This is a genomic window from Paenibacillus sp. PSB04 (assembly GCF_025809195.1).
Classification (GTDB): Bacteria; Bacillota; Bacilli; order Paenibacillales; family Paenibacillaceae; genus Paenibacillus_AQ; species Paenibacillus_AQ favisporus.
Window position 1 is genome coordinate 1,066,356 of sequence record NZ_CP081301.1, and the last position, 19,310, is coordinate 1,085,665.

At 56.0% G+C, this 19,310-nt stretch carries 16 protein-coding genes; 8 read left to right on the forward strand and 8 right to left on the reverse strand.

The genetic code is table 11. The features are described from left to right. Positions 1-54: 54 nt before the first annotated feature. Entirely contained in the window at positions 55-1,719 is a 1,665-nt protein-coding gene (locus K2F33_RS05295) for a PucR family transcriptional regulator (protein ID WP_263881176.1), read from the reverse strand. A gap of 148 nt (positions 1,720-1,867) precedes the next feature. Between K2F33_RS05295 and ald the strand changes: the two genes are divergently transcribed. Continuing rightward, positions 1,868-2,995, forward strand: a complete 1,128-nt coding sequence (gene ald, locus K2F33_RS05300; RefSeq protein ID WP_263881177.1) for an alanine dehydrogenase — start codon at positions 1,868-1,870, stop codon at positions 2,993-2,995. Between the two features lie 91 nt (positions 2,996-3,086). On the opposite strand, the gene K2F33_RS05305 is transcribed toward ald, so the two are convergent. From K2F33_RS05305 to K2F33_RS05325, 5 genes are all read right to left on the reverse strand, one after another. Next, positions 3,087-3,845 (reverse strand): copper amine oxidase N-terminal domain-containing protein, encoded by a 759-nt coding sequence (locus K2F33_RS05305; protein ID WP_263881178.1) that lies wholly within the window; start codon positions 3,843-3,845, stop codon positions 3,087-3,089. A gap of 132 nt (positions 3,846-3,977) precedes the next feature. Then, on the reverse strand, positions 3,978-4,976 hold the full coding sequence (locus tag K2F33_RS05310) for an efflux RND transporter permease subunit (protein WP_263881179.1): 999 nt from the start codon (positions 4,974-4,976) through the stop codon (positions 3,978-3,980). A 319-nt stretch (positions 4,977-5,295) separates the two neighbouring features. Further along, on the reverse strand, positions 5,296-5,520 hold the full coding sequence (locus K2F33_RS05315) for a cold-shock protein (RefSeq protein WP_076172035.1): 225 nt from the start codon (positions 5,518-5,520) through the stop codon (positions 5,296-5,298). A 101-nt stretch (positions 5,521-5,621) separates the two neighbouring features. Further along, positions 5,622-6,383: a glycosyltransferase gene (locus K2F33_RS05320; RefSeq protein ID WP_412973996.1), complete on the reverse strand. Its 762-nt coding sequence runs from the start codon at positions 6,381-6,383 to the stop codon at positions 5,622-5,624. Between the two features lie 20 nt (positions 6,384-6,403). Further along, positions 6,404-6,991 carry a TetR/AcrR family transcriptional regulator gene (locus K2F33_RS05325; RefSeq protein ID WP_263881181.1) on the reverse strand — a complete coding sequence of 196 codons (588 nt, stop codon included), beginning with the start codon at positions 6,989-6,991 and terminating at the stop codon, positions 6,404-6,406. A 262-nt stretch (positions 6,992-7,253) separates the two neighbouring features. Between K2F33_RS05325 and K2F33_RS05330 the strand changes: the two genes are divergently transcribed. Continuing rightward, complete coding sequence (locus tag K2F33_RS05330; protein ID WP_263881182.1) at positions 7,254-8,099, forward strand: lipoate--protein ligase family protein; 846 nt, start codon at positions 7,254-7,256, stop codon at positions 8,097-8,099. A 34-nt stretch (positions 8,100-8,133) separates the two neighbouring features. Here the strand turns inward: K2F33_RS05330 and K2F33_RS05335 are convergent, their stop codons facing one another. Continuing rightward, positions 8,134-8,841 (reverse strand): Na-translocating system protein MpsC family protein, encoded by a 708-nt coding sequence (locus K2F33_RS05335; RefSeq protein WP_263881183.1) that lies wholly within the window; start codon positions 8,839-8,841, stop codon positions 8,134-8,136. Positions 8,842-9,213: 372 nt separating this feature from the next. On the opposite strand from K2F33_RS05335, the gene K2F33_RS05340 reads away from it, so the two are divergent. The 6 genes from K2F33_RS05340 to K2F33_RS05365 all read left to right on the forward strand — a co-directional run bounded on the left by K2F33_RS05340 (position 9,214) and on the right by K2F33_RS05365 (position 15,919). After that, positions 9,214-9,741 carry a cupin domain-containing protein gene (locus K2F33_RS05340; RefSeq protein WP_089549620.1) on the forward strand — a complete coding sequence of 176 codons (528 nt, stop codon included), beginning with the start codon at positions 9,214-9,216 and terminating at the stop codon, positions 9,739-9,741. Positions 9,742-9,891: 150 nt separating this feature from the next. Further along, on the forward strand, positions 9,892-10,578 hold the full coding sequence (locus tag K2F33_RS05345; protein WP_089549619.1) for a response regulator transcription factor: 687 nt from the start codon (positions 9,892-9,894) through the stop codon (positions 10,576-10,578). Beyond that, on the forward strand, positions 10,571-11,851 hold the full coding sequence (locus K2F33_RS05350) for a sensor histidine kinase (RefSeq protein ID WP_263881184.1): 1,281 nt from the start codon (positions 10,571-10,573) through the stop codon (positions 11,849-11,851). Before K2F33_RS05345 ends, K2F33_RS05350 begins: the two co-directional genes overlap by 8 nt. Positions 11,852-12,102: 251 nt before the next feature. After that, positions 12,103-12,816 (forward strand): polyphosphate polymerase domain-containing protein, encoded by a 714-nt coding sequence (locus tag K2F33_RS05355; RefSeq protein ID WP_318672181.1) that lies wholly within the window; start codon positions 12,103-12,105, stop codon positions 12,814-12,816. A 55-nt stretch (positions 12,817-12,871) separates the two neighbouring features. After that, on the forward strand, positions 12,872-13,564 hold the full coding sequence (locus K2F33_RS05360; protein ID WP_263881185.1) for a DUF4956 domain-containing protein: 693 nt from the start codon (positions 12,872-12,874) through the stop codon (positions 13,562-13,564). 45 nt (positions 13,565-13,609) lie between these two features. Further along, positions 13,610-15,919: a CotH kinase family protein gene (locus K2F33_RS05365; protein WP_263881186.1), complete on the forward strand. Its 2,310-nt coding sequence runs from the start codon at positions 13,610-13,612 to the stop codon at positions 15,917-15,919. Positions 15,920-16,637: 718 nt separating this feature from the next. Here K2F33_RS05365 and mprF read toward each other — a convergent pair. Beyond that, positions 16,638-19,268: a bifunctional lysylphosphatidylglycerol flippase/synthetase MprF gene (gene mprF / locus K2F33_RS05370; RefSeq protein WP_412973965.1), complete on the reverse strand. Its 2,631-nt coding sequence runs from the start codon at positions 19,266-19,268 to the stop codon at positions 16,638-16,640. Positions 19,269-19,310 lie beyond the last annotated feature (42 nt).

Sequence of the window (19,310 nt, forward strand, 5' to 3'; positions counted from 1 at the left end):
ATCATCCTTTATCTGCACTGCCTTTCTGAGTTGGAAAATCAACAGGTATACGGGTCAGGACAAGAGCGGGCAGGCCAGCAGTGCCATTTCCAGGCATATGCGCCGTTCCGGCTCCAAAAAGTCCTCCCCGAGAATTTCATTTAGTTTGTCCAGACGGTTGTACAGGGTCTGCCGGTGGATAAACAGCGCTTTGGCCGTATCGTTCTTCGAGCCCATGTACTGCAAATAGACGTCGAGCGTCTGCACCAAGTGCAGGTGATGCTCCTTGTCGTAAGCCATCAGCGCCCCAAGCTGCTCCTCGACGAACGATTGGAGGAACGCCTTGTCCGGGATGGCCTTCAGCAGCTGGTAGACGCCGATCCGCTCGTAGAACAAGCTGCTGCGCATCAGCTCCACCGAGCGGGATACCTCCATCACTTGCTCCGCTTCCTTGAAGCTCTTGTGCATGTCGGTCATCCGCGGGCGGATGCTGCCAAAGCCTGCGTGCAGGCTGAACGGCTGGGTAAGACCCACGCCCGTCAGGCGCAGGCTCTCCACGATCCGGCGCACCGCCTGCTTCAAGGCCGCCGCGTTGTCCCCCGAAGCGGAACGCTCCCGCGCGCACAAAATGTAGATGCGGTGCCCTTTCTGCATCAGCAAATTGCGCAGACCGTGCTTCTTGAGCAGGGCGCGCAGCCGGACGAGGAGATCCTGCTCCTCCGCTTCGATCCGGTCCCGGTCGGGCCGCAGGGCGCTGTCCGGATACTCCAGCTCGACGATGCCGCCGATGAAGAGGACCTCCCCCTGCTTGGCCGGACGTACGCCCATCCGGGACCGCGCCGCCTCTTCGTCCTCCAGCTGGTGGGACAGAATGTCCTGGATCAGCTGGTTCTGATCCCGCAGATGCTTCTCCTCCAGGAACAGCATCCGCAGCAGCAGCGTGGCCAGCGATTTGGCCGTGTAGTCCAGCAGCAGGACGATCCGATCCAGCGGCTGCTCGCCCGGGAGGATCATTCCCACGTACGCCAAGGTCTCGCCGAGGCAGATGACGGGCTGCGAGAGCAGCAGCCGGTCGCCCGGCATCGGAAAGCGGCTGGGCTCCTGGGCTGCCGCTTCATTTCCCTCCACCTGCTTGCGGTAGAAGAAAGTCAGCTCATCGGCCTCCTCCGAGGTTACCGGCTTCGGACAAAATTTATTCGCTTCCACGGACGAATGATACACAATTTGATAACCCGTGTATTCATATAATACATGGAGAACGGCATGAACATCCGTACTCTGTAGGGTAATCTGCTGCAGCCGGCGGGAAAAGGCCTCCAGATCCTTCAGCAGCTGATGCTGCTGGTTGATCAGCAGCCCGTGAATATCCTGGGTGATTTCAACGAAGCGGACAGGCTGCTCGAACACGAGCAGCGGAAAATCACACTGGTCCGCCAGCTCGATAATTTCCTCCGGAATGTTCTCGATGCTCGTGCCCAGCTCCACGCACAGCCCCGCCGCCTGCTGGCGGATGAGCTGCTGCATGTAGGACAGGCGCTCCTGCTCGTAATGATGGAGCCAAAGGCCGGTGGTTAGGATCAGGTCGTTCTTCGTCACGAACGGGGCCACGTTCGTGATTTCGAGAATATGCACCCAGCCCACCTCACGGTCCAGGCCGTTCGCTCCGGCAATCAGCCGGGCCCGCTTGAATACCGGGCGCTCCAGCACTTCCCGGATATGCAGGTTGAAGCCGCTGCTCATCGGCATTCACATCCCTTATGTTAATTATGGTAACACCAGCCGAACATTATGTCCTGCCGCTGCGGCAAACGGATTGACAAGACGTATGATGAATACGCGCCGATTCGATTGTACACTTTTAATATATTATGAGGTGAGGTGATCTGTCATGAAAATCGGAGTACCCAAGGAAATTAAAAACAACGAAAATCGCGTCGCCGTCACGCCGGCAGGTGCCCTCGAACTGATTCAGCACGGACATGCGGTATATATCGAGCATCAAGCCGGTGCGGAAAGCGGATTTTCCGATGAAGAATACAAGCAGGCCGGAGCCACCATTCTAACGGAAGCATCGGAGGTGTGGTCCCAGGCCGATATGATTATGAAGGTGAAAGAGCCGCTTTCCAGCGAATATGGATATTTCCGTAAAGGGCTCATCCTGTTCACATACCTTCACCTGGCCGCCGAGCCGAAGCTGGCCGAGGCACTGGTGAAGTCCGGCGTTACCGCCATCGCCTACGAAACCGTAAACGTGAACGGCACTCTGCCGCTGCTCACGCCGATGAGCGAGGTGGCCGGACGCATGGCGGCGCAGATCGGCGCCCAGCTGCTGGAGCGCCCGCATGGCGGCAAAGGCATCCTGCTCTCCGGCGTTCCGGGCGTGTCGCGCGGCAAGGTGACGATCATCGGCGGCGGCACGGTCGGCATGAACGCGGCGAAGATCGCCGTTGGTCTCGGCGCCGACGTCACCCTGCTCGATCTCAGCATTCCACGGCTGCGCCAGCTGGACGATATTTTCGGCAGCCAGATCAAAACGCTGGTGTCCAGCCCGTCGAACATCGCGAAGTCGGTTCAGGAGGCGGACCTCCTGATCTGCGCCGTCCTGATTCCGGGCGCCAAAGCGCCGCGCCTCGTCACCGAGGAGATGGTCAAATCGATGAAGCCGGGCTCGGTCATCGTGGACGTGGCGATCGACCAGGGCGGCATCGTCGAAACGATCGACCATATCACGACACACGATAACCCGACGTACGTGAAGCACGGCGTCGTGCACTACGCGGTGGCGAACATGCCGGGCGCGGTGCCGCAGACCTCCACCTTGGCGCTGACGAACGCCACCATGCCGTTCGCCCTGAAGCTGGCCGGCGAAGACCTGCAGCATCTGCTGGCAACGAACAGCGCCATCCGCAGCGGGGCGAATGTGGTCAACGGCAGCATCACCTACGAGGCTGTGGCCCGCGACCTCGGCTACGACTACGTGCCGGCGGAGAAGGCGCTCGGACGCATTAAAGTATAGTTACCACGCATCCCTACGGGATCGATGCGCATGTCAAAAACCGGCTTCCTGATGTATAGGAGCCGGTTTTTTTGGGTCCGCTTCGGTCAATTTACTTGACAGTAATTTGAATTTCGGCCGATTCCTCGAAACGCTCGCCCGTGGACTTCAGGCTAAAATCGGGACGCGCCGTGATCGTGTACTTCCCTGGAGGAAGAGTGCTCCACCTGGTGTCCTTCAACATCTGGGCGGGCAATTCCTCATTCGGGTGGGCCTTCTGATAGATCGTAAAGTTATAGCTTGGAATATCGATGAATGAGTCCAGCTGATCCAGAAACACATCACCGGGCGAGTAGGTAGTGGGGATCAGGATCGCAGGGATAAGGGCGCCCCCTCCCTCCCCCGCCTCATCGCGAATCTCAAAGTAGAACGGCTTAAAGCCCTGATTAACAACTGCCTCCTTGTCCCCCAGGTACTCCAGCTGCGCCCAGACCGGAATCGGCTTGCCGTAGGGAACCTCCGTTTCGGCAGCATACAACGACAGCTTGAAATCCCCCAACGTCTTCGTGGCATGAACCTTCGACTTCCCGTTCACCGGAACAGGCGTATCCACATGCACCGTGTTGAACTCCTTGTCGTAAGAAACTTTGGCTCCCATCGCCGTGGAAACGTCGCGCAGGGGGACGTAAGTCGAGTCCCGGTAGGAGAACATCGGACCGGTTCCGCCCTTCGCCTCTTCCCCGTTAAAAACCAGCCGCGGCTGAACCGGCTTGACCTGAAGCGAGTCGGAGGAATAGGCGGCGACGGATAAGCTCCATGCGGCGGCAGCCAGACCAGTTACCGCAGCCGTCCGTATCCATAATTTGCTCATGCTGCTGCACCCTCTTTTCCATGAATCTGTATGCCTCTCGAACTCATTGGACATTTTAATCACTTAGCCCAATCATACATGGTTATGGAAATTATTTGAAGTACCAGGGGTGCAGCAACACAGCATGTAACCCTATTCAGTGAAGGTGGCGCGCGTTCCTTGGTCAAACAAGACCGTTAATTTCACGTCCTCCGGCGGATAACCGGTCATGCCTGAAAGACGTTCGCGGATCCTCTTCGATACTTCCGCAAGGTTGACTGAAGGTTCTTTGAAGATGTCCACAACGACACCCCCAATTCCTCCGGTCCTGGCAGTCGTCTGCCTATCAACCAGCGATGGGGAAAGGGTCGCAACGGAGGAGAGGGGCACGCTCTGGCCGTGGTCTCCGCAGATAGCAGCGTCCATCCAATCCGTCTCGTACGGGCTCCAGCCTGCAGCTTCGAAAGGGATGAACGTAACGCTGTCCGCCAGTCGGGCTTGAACAGAAAGATCGTTTACCCCGTCCAAGGACTGCTTGACGTTATCGACCGTTAATCCAGCCTTGGCCAGTTTATCCATCCGAACCGATAGAACATAGGTATTTTCTCCCGAGCCGGTACCCCGGACATCGCTTACCCCCGTTGTACGCAGCAATTCATCGGCGATGCGGGCTTGAACAGTCGTTCGCAGCGTCTCTTCATCCACCTCTCCTGAAGGGCTTGTCACCTTTAACTTCATGATCGGAAAAGAGTCAGCCCGGATGCGGGTGACCTTCGGCTCACCCGTGCCCGCAGGCAAATCCACGCCCTTTAAAGCTTCGTTTACGTCCCGCTCGGCACGGTCCATAGTATCATGCAAGGGAAAATACAGGCTGATCAGGAGTCCGCCATTAAAACTGTTCATCTCCAGCAGCTGCAGATCTTCCACAGCGCGGACCGCTTGCTCAATCGGCGTTGTCACGTTATGTTTAATCTCCTCGGCCAGGTAACTCGGGGCTTGGACCGTAATCAAAAGCGCAGAATGATTGACCGGTGGGAGATCTCCCCGCTGCATACGGTACGCAGACATTTCTCCCCAAACTAAAATGATGGCCGGCAAAACCAGAATCAATACGGTTCGTTTCATCGCTGCCCCAATGAGTCTGTTCAACATCCATCAGCTCCTTATAGAATTGACGAAATGCAGACCATCTCCGCGGAATCCGGTCCGGTACGGACTTATCAGGCTTGAGATTCGGCTTGCAGGTCAAGCGCTCGCTCAAAGGGATGGCTCTTCCGCATCGCTCTGTCTCATCGTTCCCGCTTCTTTTTGGATCGGTTTGGAGCCGGCCTGCAGCCTAGATATTAAGAAGTGAATGTAACGGTGATATAAAAAGAAACGTCGGATCAGATTAAACCTGCATCCAAAGCAAAGAAGAGGCCCTCACAGGACCTCTTCATACATCGCTTTGAGCTGAACGGACGTCGCGCCCTTAAATGAGCGTACCCTTCTTCAGCATTTTCGTCGGATGGTCGTTGACGACCAGCGGCAGCATCTTCATGCTGCTCACCATTGGAGAGTTGCACTGAACGCAAACCGGCTCCGTTTCAAAAGCAAAGTTGTCTCTCATCCAGCCGTTGCATCCATCGTTTACGCATGACCAGATTAAAGTATCGGCCTCGGGAATTTCCTCGACCACTTTTTTTCCGAAATACATCGCGAACCCTCCCGTTATTTACCTCAGTTCATCGGTGTCCGCTTAGTATGCCCCAGAAATTTATATTTATGATAAAAATCGCCTGATGATCCGTAAAGCAGCTACCGCTGGATTTCGTAGTACGTTTCGTCCGCGTGCTTGCGGTCGGTTCCTTTCAGATACGCCCATATAATTTTCGGGTTCTTGACGACGGCCCAATCACCGTACTCATCAAACTTCCGGCAGGAGGTCGTCATGCTGGCCTTCGTGACGGTGCCGTACTTCTTCCCCTGCTGCTTGCCCCATTGCTTGAGCCGCTTGGCAAAGTCGGCATCTTCCGCCATCAGCATGTTTTCGTTAAAGCCGCCGATCGCTTCAAAATCCTTCTTGTACCCCCAGAACAATCCGACGGTAACCAGTCCGTATTTGAACAGAAGGGGCACGATCAGCAGCAACCCGGAGACGATGATACCGAGCGACACCCGCTCAAACTGGCTCCTCACCCCGCCGCCGATCCATTGTCCGGCTGCCAGCAGCCGGTCGATCTCGGTGAGCATGTTGTCCGTCACCCAGCTGTCGGCGTCAATCGTCACGATGATTTCGCCCCTGGCCGCCTGAATCCCGGCGTTGCGGATCTGCGACAGATTTTTGCTGTCGTTCTTCACAATGACGGCCCCGTACGACGAAGCAACCTCCTCAGTCCGGTCGGTGCACCGGTTTAAGACGGTGATGACCTCCACCTGTCCCGGAAAAGGCTCCGCTGCGGCAGCCAGAGAATCAAGGCAGCGCCCGATATAGTTCTCTTCGTTTCTGGCCGGAATAATCACCGAAAATTTAATGTTCCCCGTGTGGTCGGTACCTGCGAACCGCTTTGTTTCCATCAGCCATCTCTCCCTAGGATTGATTACTTGCGAATCCCATCAAGCAGTAACGTGGTGGCTTTACGGAACAGCTCTTTCATCGCTGCCTTGTCCATCAGGTGGTAGCTGTCGCTGAGACCGGAATAATAGCTAAGAATAATAAAGGACAGCTCCTGCACGCTCTCCCCTTTCCATTCCCCGCTGTCCAGTCCGGCCTGAACCAGATCCTCAAATCCCTTCATGTAGTTCTGGATGATCTCCATAAACCGCCGCCCGGCTTCCGAATCGGCACCCACCCGGATCATAAATTCCTCGCCGGCCTTGTTGAGCGGCTTCTGAAGCGTGTCGACAAAATAGTCGGCGTAAGCGTAGAGCTGCTCCGTCGCGGAACGATCTCCCCCGGACTGCTCATGCCAGGTCTGCCAGGAGTTCGTAAACGCCTGCTCCGCCAAGTAGAGAAACAAATCCTCTTTGCTCTGAAAATGGTGGTAGATGCTTCCCTTGCTGCAACCTGTGGCCTCGCAAATATCCATCATGGACGTTGCGGCATACCCTTTGGCGGCAAACAGCGCCTTAGCTCCCTCGACAATGGTCTGTTTGGTCTGTTCGGCTTCGTATTTACGCTTTTTCATGATCGGAAGGCTCCTTGTTGTTTTAAAACCGACCGTCCGGTTTGTATCCATTATATGGTATTTACAAGCTTGGTGTATGCTTCTTCTTTGTCTGTTTTTTGACATTTTCGGGCAGCCTGCTCCATCGGGAATCCCATGCTCATGCAGTAGCCACGCCGGATCGGTTATGTCATAATCAGGATCAGGGAGATTGTAATAGGAACGGAATAAACGGTTGGTAACCGGTGGTCCCGGTATCACCTGGGAAAAGGAAGCGGTGCGCATGTTTGAAGATATTACGGAAATAGCGGGGCAGATGCTCATTTTGGACCGGACGGCACAACTGGAGGATGTGGATGCCCTGTATCCATTCGCGATGGACGAGCTGCTGTGCCGGCGCACAGGAGAAGGCGGTCCGCCGTTATGCCATATTTGGCGTCATCCCCGCTCTTTTATTATCGGTCTTAGGGACAGCCGGCTTCCCGGAGCGGAGCAGGCCCGGGCTTGGCTGGAATCGCTCGGGTACCGCACGGCCATCCGCAACTCGGGCGGCGCCGCCGTTCCGCTCGATCCGGACGTGGTCAACGTGTCGCTCATCCTGCCGAAGCGGGGCGCGGGCGATCTCCACTTCCACCGGGACTTCGAGCGGATGTACGCGCTCATCCGGCAGGCGCTGGCCGCCACCGGCCAAACGGTGGACAAAGGGGAAGTCGCCGGGGCTTACTGCCCGGGTGACTATGATCTGAGCATCGGCGGACGCAAGTTCTGCGGCATTGCGCAGCGCCGCCAGGCTCATGCCTACGTCATCCAGGCTTTTGTCATCGCAGGCGGATCCGGGCGAGAGCGCGGTCAGCTGGTCAAGTCGTTCTACGACCTGGCTGCAGCCGGGGCCAAAGACGGAGATTACCCGTCCGTTGAGCCCGGTACCATGGCTTCGCTGGACGAGCTGACCGGCATGGGTCCGGGTGCGGCCGATACGTTTGCCGCTTCCGTCAAAGAAGTGGTCCGGAGCCTGCAGACGGCTGCTGGAGTAGCCGAGGCGGCGAGCCGCCTGCACCTGCCGGCCGAGGAGGAAATCCGGGAGATGACGGTCAAGCTGACGCACCGCTACACGCCCCGGACGCCATAGGCGCCTCTATAAATTCAAAATCCGCCCGCGAAATTTATCGGGGCGGATTCATGATCAGCAGAAGAATGCTCTTATCCAGCTTATCATTCCAGTCTATAAAGCAATCGGATACCGGCTGATGCAGCAGGCTGTTCAGACGCTTGCTGCGCATAATATACTCTTTTTCCAGTCCGCTCTTCACCGACTTCAGCAAGCGGCCATGGCCCAGCCGGATCAGTGCCTTCTCCAGCTCCAGGTATACGCCGCTTCGCACGACCAGCAGCGTTCTGGGATTGAGCTCAAAGGAATCAATCTGCTCGGGCGATTTTTGAATCTGCTCGCAAATGTGGAGTATTTCCGCTTCGACTTCGGACTTCAAAGGGTACTCCCTGTTCACCGCGGTGCCCTGTTTGCCCGCCTCTGCCGATACGACCGCGATCATCCCCGATCTTTTATGGAGATTCCAGTCATAATACACCTCTTCCGGTTTCGATCCGTTCATGATTTCAAGATAACTGATAATTTCGGGAATCACCGCCCGCATCAGATTGGCTCTGGTCTGCACAATCATGTCCTCCTGCTCCTGTTCCAGCAGGATGCGTTCAGACGGCGTCAGGAAGTTGCGCAAATATATCGTAATAAAGGTGTGACCGACAGAAACCACCACGGATTCAGGTCCTTTGCCAAAGTGGTCTCTTAATAGCTTGCTGGTATAGCTGGCAAAGAGCTGATGAAATGGTTGTTGGTTATGTAATTGATCCATTGAATTAGACGCGTCGTTGCGGTACGCTGCTAAACATGATTGCGGCAAGCCGCGATATCACGTGTCCGCAAAAGCGTGTCTTTATATCCCTCCTGATTACGAAATAAGCGGGTGTTTCCCTGTCCCCGGCACAACCTCCCGGGTCCTCAGCAAAACAAAAAGGCCTAACTTTCCCTTTAACAGCAAGAAAAAGTTAGGCCATAAATGACTTTTATCCAAGGATATATTCATTCATTTACCCGACAATATGAAATTGACGTTTACCAGTCTTGATTATAGCATAGGTATCGTTCCAAGAACAACCGCGTTTCATAAAGTGCGAATATGTTTATTTACAATCCAAATGAAAGCAGATGAGCGGAGGTTGACGGCATGAACGGCGCGGAGATCAAAACGATATTTTTTAAGGATGACGGTGTTATTCCGGGCAACCCCAACCTGCCGGTCATCCTATACTTGGGTTCGCTTAAGGATGAACCGGAGGAAACGGAAGCTATCTTTAACCGCAACGGCTGGCTGAACAGCTGGACGAACGGCGTCTTTGATTACCATCATTATCACAGCAATGCCCATGAGGTGCTGGGGGTTATTCGCGGCTCCGCCGTGCTTCAGCTCGGCGGTGAACATGGCCAGAAGTTCGAGCTGACCGCCGGTGACGTGGCCGTCCTTCCGGCCGGAACGGGGCACAAGCGATGCTCTGCCAGCAAGGATTTCAGGGTCGTCGGAGCCTATCCGGACGGCATGGATTACAATCTGTGCACCGGCAAGCCCGGGGAGCGCCCAAAGGTGCTGGAAGACATCGCACGGGTGCCCCTTCCGAATACCGATCCGCTGTACGGTGCGTCGGGCCCGCTCATGAGTGCCTGGAAACCTCAGCAGCAGACGGGAAATCACGCCTAAGCCTTCCTTGGACGACCGCTGGTTAAACGAGCCTGTGCAGCGGAATGCATTACAGCTCTGAACAAGTTAAGCCGCAAGCCGTTCCCCATTTGACATTCCTGACAAAATAGGTTTCGATTAGGATCAAACGTCAATTGAGGTGAACATGCCATGCGGCTTCTTGTCATTGAGGATGACAAGCATTTATCCGATACGGTATGCGAGACGACCCGGGACCTGTTTGAGGCCGATCAAGCCTTTGACGGCGAAGAGGGACTGTATCTCGCCCAGCAAAATATATACGATGTCATCATTCTGGATATTATGATGCCGGGTATGAACGGGTACGAAGTGCTGACCCATCTTCGGGAATACGGCATCTCCACGCCGGTGCTGATACTGACCGCCAAGGACAGCATCGACGACAAGATTCAGGGCTTCAAGAAGGGGGCCGACGACTATCTCGTCAAGCCGTTCCATCGCGAGGAGCTCCTGCTTCGCCTGGAGGCCATCGTCCGGCGCTCTGTCGGAGGGTTCAGGGAGCACACCCTCTCCTTCAAGGAACTGAAGCTCAATCTGAAGAGCCGTACGGTCAGCATTGGCGAGGAAGCGATCCTGCTGAACGGCAAGCAGATCGACCTGCTGGAATACCTGATGAACAACAAAAACATCATCGTGACCAAAGAACAAATTTTCGACCGGGTCTGGGGTATGGATTCCAGCACCACCAACACGGTGATCGAGGTCTATATCAGCAACCTGCGCAAAAAGTTCAAAGCGGCCGGCTACGACAAATACATCAAGACGATCCGCGGCATGGGGTACATGCTGTCGGAGAACGGTGAAGACCATGAATAAAAACAAAGTGATCCGTCACCAGCAGCTCCGGCTGATTCTGTACAATCTGATCGCATTCACCCTGCTCTTCGGCCTGTTCGGAGCGATCGTATTCGGCCAAATGCGAACCACACTGTTCGCCAAACCCGACCGGGATCTGACCATGTACAAAAGCATCATTGAAGCCAGGTTCGGCGACAGTCCGCTCAAGGATGGGTCGTCGGAGCGGTTCCGGTTTGGCAGGGTCATGCCCCCTCCAAGCCCCCGGATCATTCCCGTTCAATGGGACGCCAAAGGAGAAATTACCAACATCCAGCAGATCGGTATGCTGAACTACGAAAATTATGGTTTGGAAAATCTTAAATTTGACCCGTCCACGATCGGCGTCATTTCCAACCTGACCTTGAACGGCACGTACCACTTCCGCACACTGACCGTTCCAGACCCCCTTTTCAAGGACAACTACATCCAGCTGCTGGTCGATGTCGATACCGAGCATAATCTGCTGGGCAACTTCAAGCGTATTATCATTATTTGCGCGGCTGTGTTTATCCTGCTGTCGATCACCGCCAGCATCATTTTATCCCGGAAAACGATGAAACCGGTGATCCGCTCCTGGGAGAAGCAGGTGGAGTTTGTTGAGAACGCCTCGCATGAGCTGCGGACCCCGCTTACCATCATCCAGAACAAACTGGAACTGCTGCAGACTATGCCGAATAAAAAAATTGTGGACACGTTCGAGAACATTGCCTTGTCCCTCTCAGAAACGCGCCGGCTGTCCCGGCTGACGACCGATCTGCTTACGCTCGCCAGAGCCGATTCCACCGAAACCCAGCTGGAGAAGCAGCCGGTCGACATAGACGATTTGATCCACGAAATGTGCAGCCCGTATATCGAAATCGCCGAGCTTTCGGACAAGCATATCTGGCTCCGGCTGACGAGCAAGGCCCGGATCCAGGCGGATCCCGCCCGGCTTCACCAGCTGATGGTCATTTTATTGGACAATGCCCTCAAATACACGGAAGAACACGACAGCATCGGGATCAGCACCTATATCAAGGAAAATCGGGTGTTTATCGAAGTCAGCGACACCGGCATCGGCATCAGCGAGGAAGGTCTTCAACGCGTCTTCGACCGGTTTTACCGGGAAGACCGGGCACGCACCAGGGAGAGCGGCGGCTCCGGACTCGGGCTCTCGATCGCCCAGTGGATCGTGCACAGCCATCACGGCACCATCCAGGCGCTTCATAACCATCCGAAGGGCGTCATTATCCGCATTCGTCTGCCCAAATAGCTGCCTCCCTCCGCTCGGGCTTTTCAGGAAATATGCTACCCCTCGCGTCTTGAACACGAAGATGCGGGGGTTTTTTGTGTTTATGATGTTTTGGGGCGGTTAGGGCGGTTGGGACTTTTGGGATTTTCGGGGTTTTCGGGGTTTTCGGGGTTTTTCTGAATTTTACATGAAGTTTCAGCTTAAGGTTTCGTTAAGTTTGCACTGCGATAATACAAATCGCAAACAAATTTAACAAAAGGAGGAATGTGGACTTGAACCCACCAGGAATGCCCCCCGAACGCCCGCCTGTCAAAGGACGCCGGGAGCTGAAGCATGCCATCACCCGGCTTGACTGCCACCTGCTCCGCAGCAACCTGCAGCACTTTATGACGCTTGACCCCCATGCCAAAAAGGACGGGCAGTATTTGATCCGAAGCGTGTATTTCGATAATTTCGACAACAAAATTCTGAATCAGAAAAAGGAAGGGCTCTATCACCGGGATAAATTCCGGGTCCGCCTATACGATCATGACGCGAGCTTTATCAATCTGGAGAAGAAGAGTAAACGTGATAATTTGTGCTACAAGGAAAAATGCCGGATCACCGCCGAGGAATACGAGCGGATCCGCATCGGCGACACCGCCTGGATGGAGGAGGACGGCCGTCCCCTCATGCGCGAGCTGTACGTACATATGAACCTGTTTCAGCTGAAGCCTGTCTGCGTCGTGGATTATATCCGCGAGGTGTACATTTACGAGCAGGGGAACGTGCGGGTAACCTTCGACAGCTCCGTTAAAACCAGCTACAAAGACACCAACATCTTGAACCCTGACTTATTGATGGTCGAGACCCTCGACCCGAACATGGTCATCCTGGAGATCAAATACGACGAATATCTCCCGGATGTGATCAAATACCTTCTGCAAGTAAAGGATTGCCGGAAGACATCCTTTTCCAAATACCAGTACAGCCGGATGTACGGCTGAGCACCAGAGCCTCCGGCAGCGGAGGCATCCCATTTAAAATTCGGAGGAACAATTCATGGATCAAACGACAACCACCAATTTTTCGGATATATTCAAATCCAGCTTTTTGGAAAAAACGAGCAGCTTCTCTATCGTCGATTCGCTGATCGGCATCGTGGTCGCATTCGCGGTTGGACTGTTCATTTACGTTATTTACAAAAAAACCTTCAGCGGGGTGATGTACTCCCACAGCTTCAACATTTCGCTGATCGTGATGACCATGGCGACCGCCCTGATCATCATGGGGATATCCACCAACATCGTGCTGTCCCTCGGCATGGTCGGCGCCCTCTCCATCGTCCGGTTCCGTACGCCGATCAAGGATCCGATGGATCTGATTTTTATTTTCTGGTCAGTCGCTTCCGGCATTCTGTGCGGCGCGGGCCTCATCCCGCTCGTCATCATCGGTGCCATCCTGATCGGCCTGGTACTCCTCTTCTTCGTGAACCGCCTGACCATCGACAACCCGTACTTGCTGGTCGTGAAATACACGAATGCCGGGGTAGAGAAGCCGCTGGAGCACATGATCTCCATGCAGTCCAAAAAGCACAGTATCAAGTCCAAATCCGTCGTTCCCGGCAGCGGGCTGGAAATGACCTATGAAATCCGCTTGAAGGACAACAACACCCACTTTGTGCAGCAAATCATGAGCATGGAAGGTGTCACTTCCGCCATCATGCTGAGCTACGACGGCAATTTCACCGCGTAAGTCCCGCAGCAAGCACTTTTGGGACGGAAGGGAGTTTGACGCTTGGTGAAAAACAGAACCATTATGGCAGCCGCGGCGCTGCTCGTCGTGCTGTTCGTCATAGTAACGGCCGTTCTTCCGAAAGCGGGACTGGAAACCGTCAGCCTGGCCGATACCTACATGGATAAGGTGTTTGACAAGAGCAAGGTTCATACGGTGGACATTACGATGAACCCGAAGGATCTGCAGTCAATCCTGGACAACCCGCTGGACGAAGAAATGATGCAGGCCAACGTGACCGTGGACGGCAAGCAGGTCGACGGGGTCGGCATCCGGGTTAAAGGGAACATGACCCTCTCCTCTGTCGCGCAGATGGAGGACTCCGACCGGTACAGCTTCAAGATCGATTTTGACCACTATAACGACGACGAGAATCTTTACGGCCTGCGCAAGCTGAACCTCAACAACAATTACAGCGATCCTACGCAAATGCGCGAGTACCTGTCCTATGAGCTGATGAACAAAATGGACGTTCCCGCTCCCGGCTACGCCTACATGTACGTTACGATCAACGGCAAGGAATGGGGACTGTACCTCGGCGTGGAAGCGATCGAGGAGCCTTACCTCCAGCGCAATTTCGGGAACAGCACCGGAGACCTGTACAAGCCGGACGGCACGGGCAGCGACCTGAAATGGATCAGCGATGACATCAAGGATTACACCGGCCTGAACCTCAAAACGAATCCAAACTCCACGCAGACCGCCATGCTAAAGTTCCTCGACACGATCAATCACGGCGGGAGTGTGGCGGATGTCGCGGACGTGGACGAAATGCTGCGGTATTTTGCAGCCACCACCGCGCTGGTCAGCTTGGACAGCTACCAGGGGCAAATGAAGCATAACTACTATTTGTATGAGCAAAACGGCAAGTTCTCCATGCTGCCTTGGGACTACAACATGGCCTTCGCCGGCTTCGGCGTTGGCATGGGCGGCGGCATGGGCGGCCGCGGAGGCATGAACGGCGGCCAGGGCCGGGCAGGAAACGGCAACGCCGGCGCGGCGGACGCTGGTAACGGCGCAAACGGCACGGCGCCGGGCGGGAATGCGGCTGCAGCGCCGGGTAACGGCGCGAACGGCGCGCAAGCCGATGCTGGTGCAGGGCCAGATAACGGCGTCAATGGCGCTGATGCGGCCGGTCAGGCGCAGGGCGATGCTGGCGCGGGTCAAGGGGGCGGCGCTCCTGCCAGGGGTGGGCAGGGCGGCGCCAACGGTGGCGCAGCAGCCGCGGGCAAAGGCGCGAATGCCGCCGCGGCAGGTAACCGCGCGCCGGCTGGCGCTGATGCGGCCGGCAACGCGAACCCCGGCCAGCGCGGCCAGGGCCGCCAAGGCATGGGCGGCATGGGCATGGATATGGCCGCTAATTTCCTGAGCGAGGACAATATCAATTTCAGCATTACGACTCCGGTATCGGGGACGACGCTGGACGAACGGCCGTTGATCAAGGCCCTCCTCTCGGTTGATGAATACAGGGAGAAGTACAATACGTACCTGCAGCAGATCGCCGACGGCTTCTTTGCGGAAGAGAACATGCAGTCGCTGACGACACAGGTTTCCTCCCTGATCGCACCGTATGTGGAAAAAGATCCGACCAAGTTCTACACTAAGGACCAGCTGCTAGAAGGAGCTTCGGGGGATAAGAGCCTGGTGAAATTCGCCACCGAACGGGCCGAGTCCATCAAGAAGCAGCTGTCCGGCGAGCTGGTCGTCGAAGCCAAGACCGATGGCGGCTTTGGCGGATTTGGTGGCCAGCCGCCGGCAATGAACGGCCAGGCCGCTGCCGGCGGCAATGGCGGCAATGGGGACGCCGCGCAGGCTGACGGGGCTGCACAGGCAGGCAACGGCGGAGCGGCGCAGGGCGCTAACGACGGCGCGCAGGCTGCGCAGAACGGCGGGCCGAACGCGGGCGACGCGACGCAGGGCCAGGCTGGTGGAGCGGGCGCCGCGACGCAGGGCCTGGACGGCCAAGCGCCACCGGCCTGGCCGGAAGGTCAAAATCCGGGGGACATGCAGCCCCCGGATGGGCAAATGCAGCCGCCTCAGGGAATGCAGGGCGGGCCGGGCCAAGGCAATATGCCGTGGGCCGGCCGCCAGAGAGGCGGCAACGACCGCGGCGGCTTCCCCGGCATGCCGGGGATGGGCGGCAGCAACCAGAATGCCCAGATGGGCCGCTTCACGACCGCGGACCTCATTATCGCGGCGGTCTTCTTCGTCCTTCTGATCGGGGTGACCCTGTTTGCAATGTTCTTCAGCCGCCGAAGAACACCCCGACCAAAGCGGACAGAGCCACACACCAACGAACAAGATATCGCGAGCTGACCGCATCATGCTTGTATAGCAAAGCAAGCTTCGCATGAACAACAAAAGAGGCAGTCTGTACCGGCGACCCCTATTAGGGGCCTGGTTCGGTCTGCCTCTTTTTATATGAACAACAAAATTAAAATGTCGCAGCCTCCCCTGTAGGGAGAATGGCTGTTTTTCATATAGGATCTCTTTGGTGAAGAGTGGATGAAGTTTTATCCCGGTCCCTTTGATGACGATGATTCATTTGCCTTTGGCCATCCAACAGTATGAAAAACGGGGTCTGTCCTTATCCAATGGACACATCCTTATTTTGTCCTACAAATGAAGGACAAGACATATATATTTTCCTGCACGCGGTTGGGCTCAAAAATACCTGTATCTAGTATCTATATTCAACAAATACCCTATATATGGGTGCGGGTGTTTGGGCAAAGATATGTTACCTCTGTCCACCATTTAAAAGACAAAAACTGAATTTGTTCGTTATACGTAGACAAGATCAAAATACGTAGACAAGATCAAATTAACCGTTACCCCAGCTCTAAATCGTCTAACTTGTCTAAATCGTCTAAATCGCAAACCATTCAGCTATTCTCCGGCATTCTTCAGGTTTTTCGATTGATTTTACAAATTTACGGCCAGCCTGGTGCTAAGGATTTTCTACGCTGGCCCGCCAATCTCCAAGCTTCACCATACTTTGCCGCCATCCTGAGCAACGCCACGCCTGGCATCCTTACACCCTGCGCGATACGAGCCGCACCAGGTCGACGGTCAGCACTGGCAGGGACACGGAAGCGGGATATGCCAGGAACCGCGGCTCCCATTCGGGCGAAAACTTGCTCTTGTACTTCCGGAGACCCTTAAATCCGTACCAATGCCCTCCGTACTGGAACACCAGCGCGGCCAGCTTCTCCTCGCGCAGCGCGCTCCGGGTCTCGCCCACGCTTGCCAGCGGCGCGTTCCCGAGATTAAAGACCTTGTATCCCTGTTCCTTGGACCACTCCAAGAGCTGGACGAACAAATAATCCATCGTCCCGTTCGGAACCTGGCTGCGGTGGCGCATCAGATCGATGGATATCGTCCGTCCGCCGTCATAAGCAGGGGCAAGGGACGCAAAGGCAAAGATGCTCCCTCCAGTCTCCCGCAGCACGGCAATCGGCGCCTCCTGCAAATAGCCCTCGTCAAACCAGCCCAGGGAAAACCCTTTTTCCCGCCTGCCGTGCATCCAGTCGTCCGACACTGCCCGCAGCTCGCGCAGCAGCTCCGGTGCAAAAGGCGGATGAACCACTTCAAACACCGCCCCCTCCCGCTCAAAGCGATTGCGTACCGTGCGCAGGTCGGTGTTTTTCTTGCCCGACAGCGTAAACTGATCCAGATGCACCAAGGCTTCTTCCCCAAGCTTGAAAAACCGGTAGCCGAACTCATGATACATCGGCAGATAGCCGGGGGTCGCCTGATAGAAGACCACGGACATCGCGTAGGTATCGGCCATTTGCAAAAACTCGCCCAACGCATCCGGCACCAGCTTCTCCGGACCGAGCGGATCGCCGAGCACGACCAGCTTGTCCCGCGAGCGGGCGTAAGGGATCAGCACTTCGCCATCCGCGGACCAGAAGAAGCTTTTATCCCCCGTAAACAGCATATGGGTCAGCAAATTTCCATGATGGCTCTGCAGATACTGCCGCAGCCTGTCCAGATCGGCCGGTGTCGCCGGGGCCGCCACCTTGCGGCTGGGACGGAGCACGATCAGCATAGTCAGCAGGATCCATGCCCCGGCGAGACCGATCACGGCGGATGCGGCATACGGATTGGAGCCGACCATCCAATGCATCCGCTCCGCGGTCGGCAGGTGGCGCAGCCATCCGTGATGGACATGAGCGCCGACCCAGTAATAAGCCAAGGCGATGACCGCCGAGAGCACGTACCATACGGCTGCGCTTCTCCACTCGATCAATGCACCCGAGCGATAAAAACGGGCCCGCGAGATCCACAGCATCAGTGCAACGATCAGCAGAAAGATCGCTTCCTCGAAATCAAACGCCTTCGTAAAGGTGAAGACCGCCCCGGCGAACAGCAGCCCGCTCGTCCACAAATACGCCCCGCGGATACGGAGCGAAATGCCCCGGGAGAGGATAATCAGCATAAAGCCGATCATGACCGACAGCAGGTGGGAGATGCGCATGATCGGCATGGACAGCAGTTCCTCCGACAACCGCAGCCGATACAGCAGTCCCGGCGTAGCCGCCGACAGCAGCAGAAGAAGACCGCTGACCAGCACGAGCTTGCCAAGCGCCCACACACCCAGATCGCTGAGAAAGCGCATCTGTCCCGGCCAGCGCCACAGCCGCTGCCAGGCGTTCAGCGGAATCTCGATGGCGGTCTCGACCTTCTCCAAGTTGCGTTTCCCTGGACTGCCGAATTCGAAGGCCGCCATGATCAGCCCGATCAGCCAGGGTATAACGTAGTAGAACAGCCGGAACAGCACCAGGACGGCCATCGCCCTTTCGGCGGGAAACCCCATATGCTCAATGCCGAGAAGAACGGTCAGGTCGAACGCGCCGATGCCTCCAGGCGCCATGCTGAGGATACCGGCAATGGCGGATACGGTATACATGCCCATGACGCCCTGGAAGGTCACGTCATGCAGGACGCTGGCGGCAATCAGCCAAAACGTCACGCCAGCGCAGACCCACTCCAGCAGCGATGCGCACAGAGAGACGGCCACCGTGCTCCACGGCGTTCGGCCCTCCCCTTTGTTGAACCACCGCGCGAATAGCGATGAGCGCTGCATCAGAATAAATAAAGGCAGGTACAGGGCCATCCCCCATACGGCGAAAATCAGCCAGCGATGCTCCCGAATCATTGTGGTTGCCGGGAACACCCCCGATAAAACGCCCCAGGACATGATGGATAACCCCGTAATGATGACCGGTGACAAAAATACGACCGCAGACGCCATCAGCGAGGGCGCAATGCCGCTCCTTTTATACAGCAAGGTACGGAGACCGGCGCCGGTCAGTCCGGCAAAACCGATAATGTTGTTGAACGTGTTGGCGATCCAGGCATAGCGGAACGTGTTCCACCAGCCAACTTTCAGTTTGAAATGCATGCGGATCATGTAATCGTACAAGCTCATCACCCCGACGGAAAACAGGGAAAAGAGACAAATCCCCACAACGGTGCCCACCGGCAGCAGACGCAGCTCATGGAACGTACGCGCCAGGTGAATCTGCCGCAGCTCCCGCTGCCCCTCCCAATAGACGAGCGCGATCACCGCAAGCGGAATGAGCAGGCGAATCGCTTTGATTTCATATATTGAAGCCAGGATACGGAAAAATTTGTACCGCTCCAGCTTTTCCTTCATGTTATGCACCCTTTCAGCAGCGAAAACCCATTGATGTTGGTC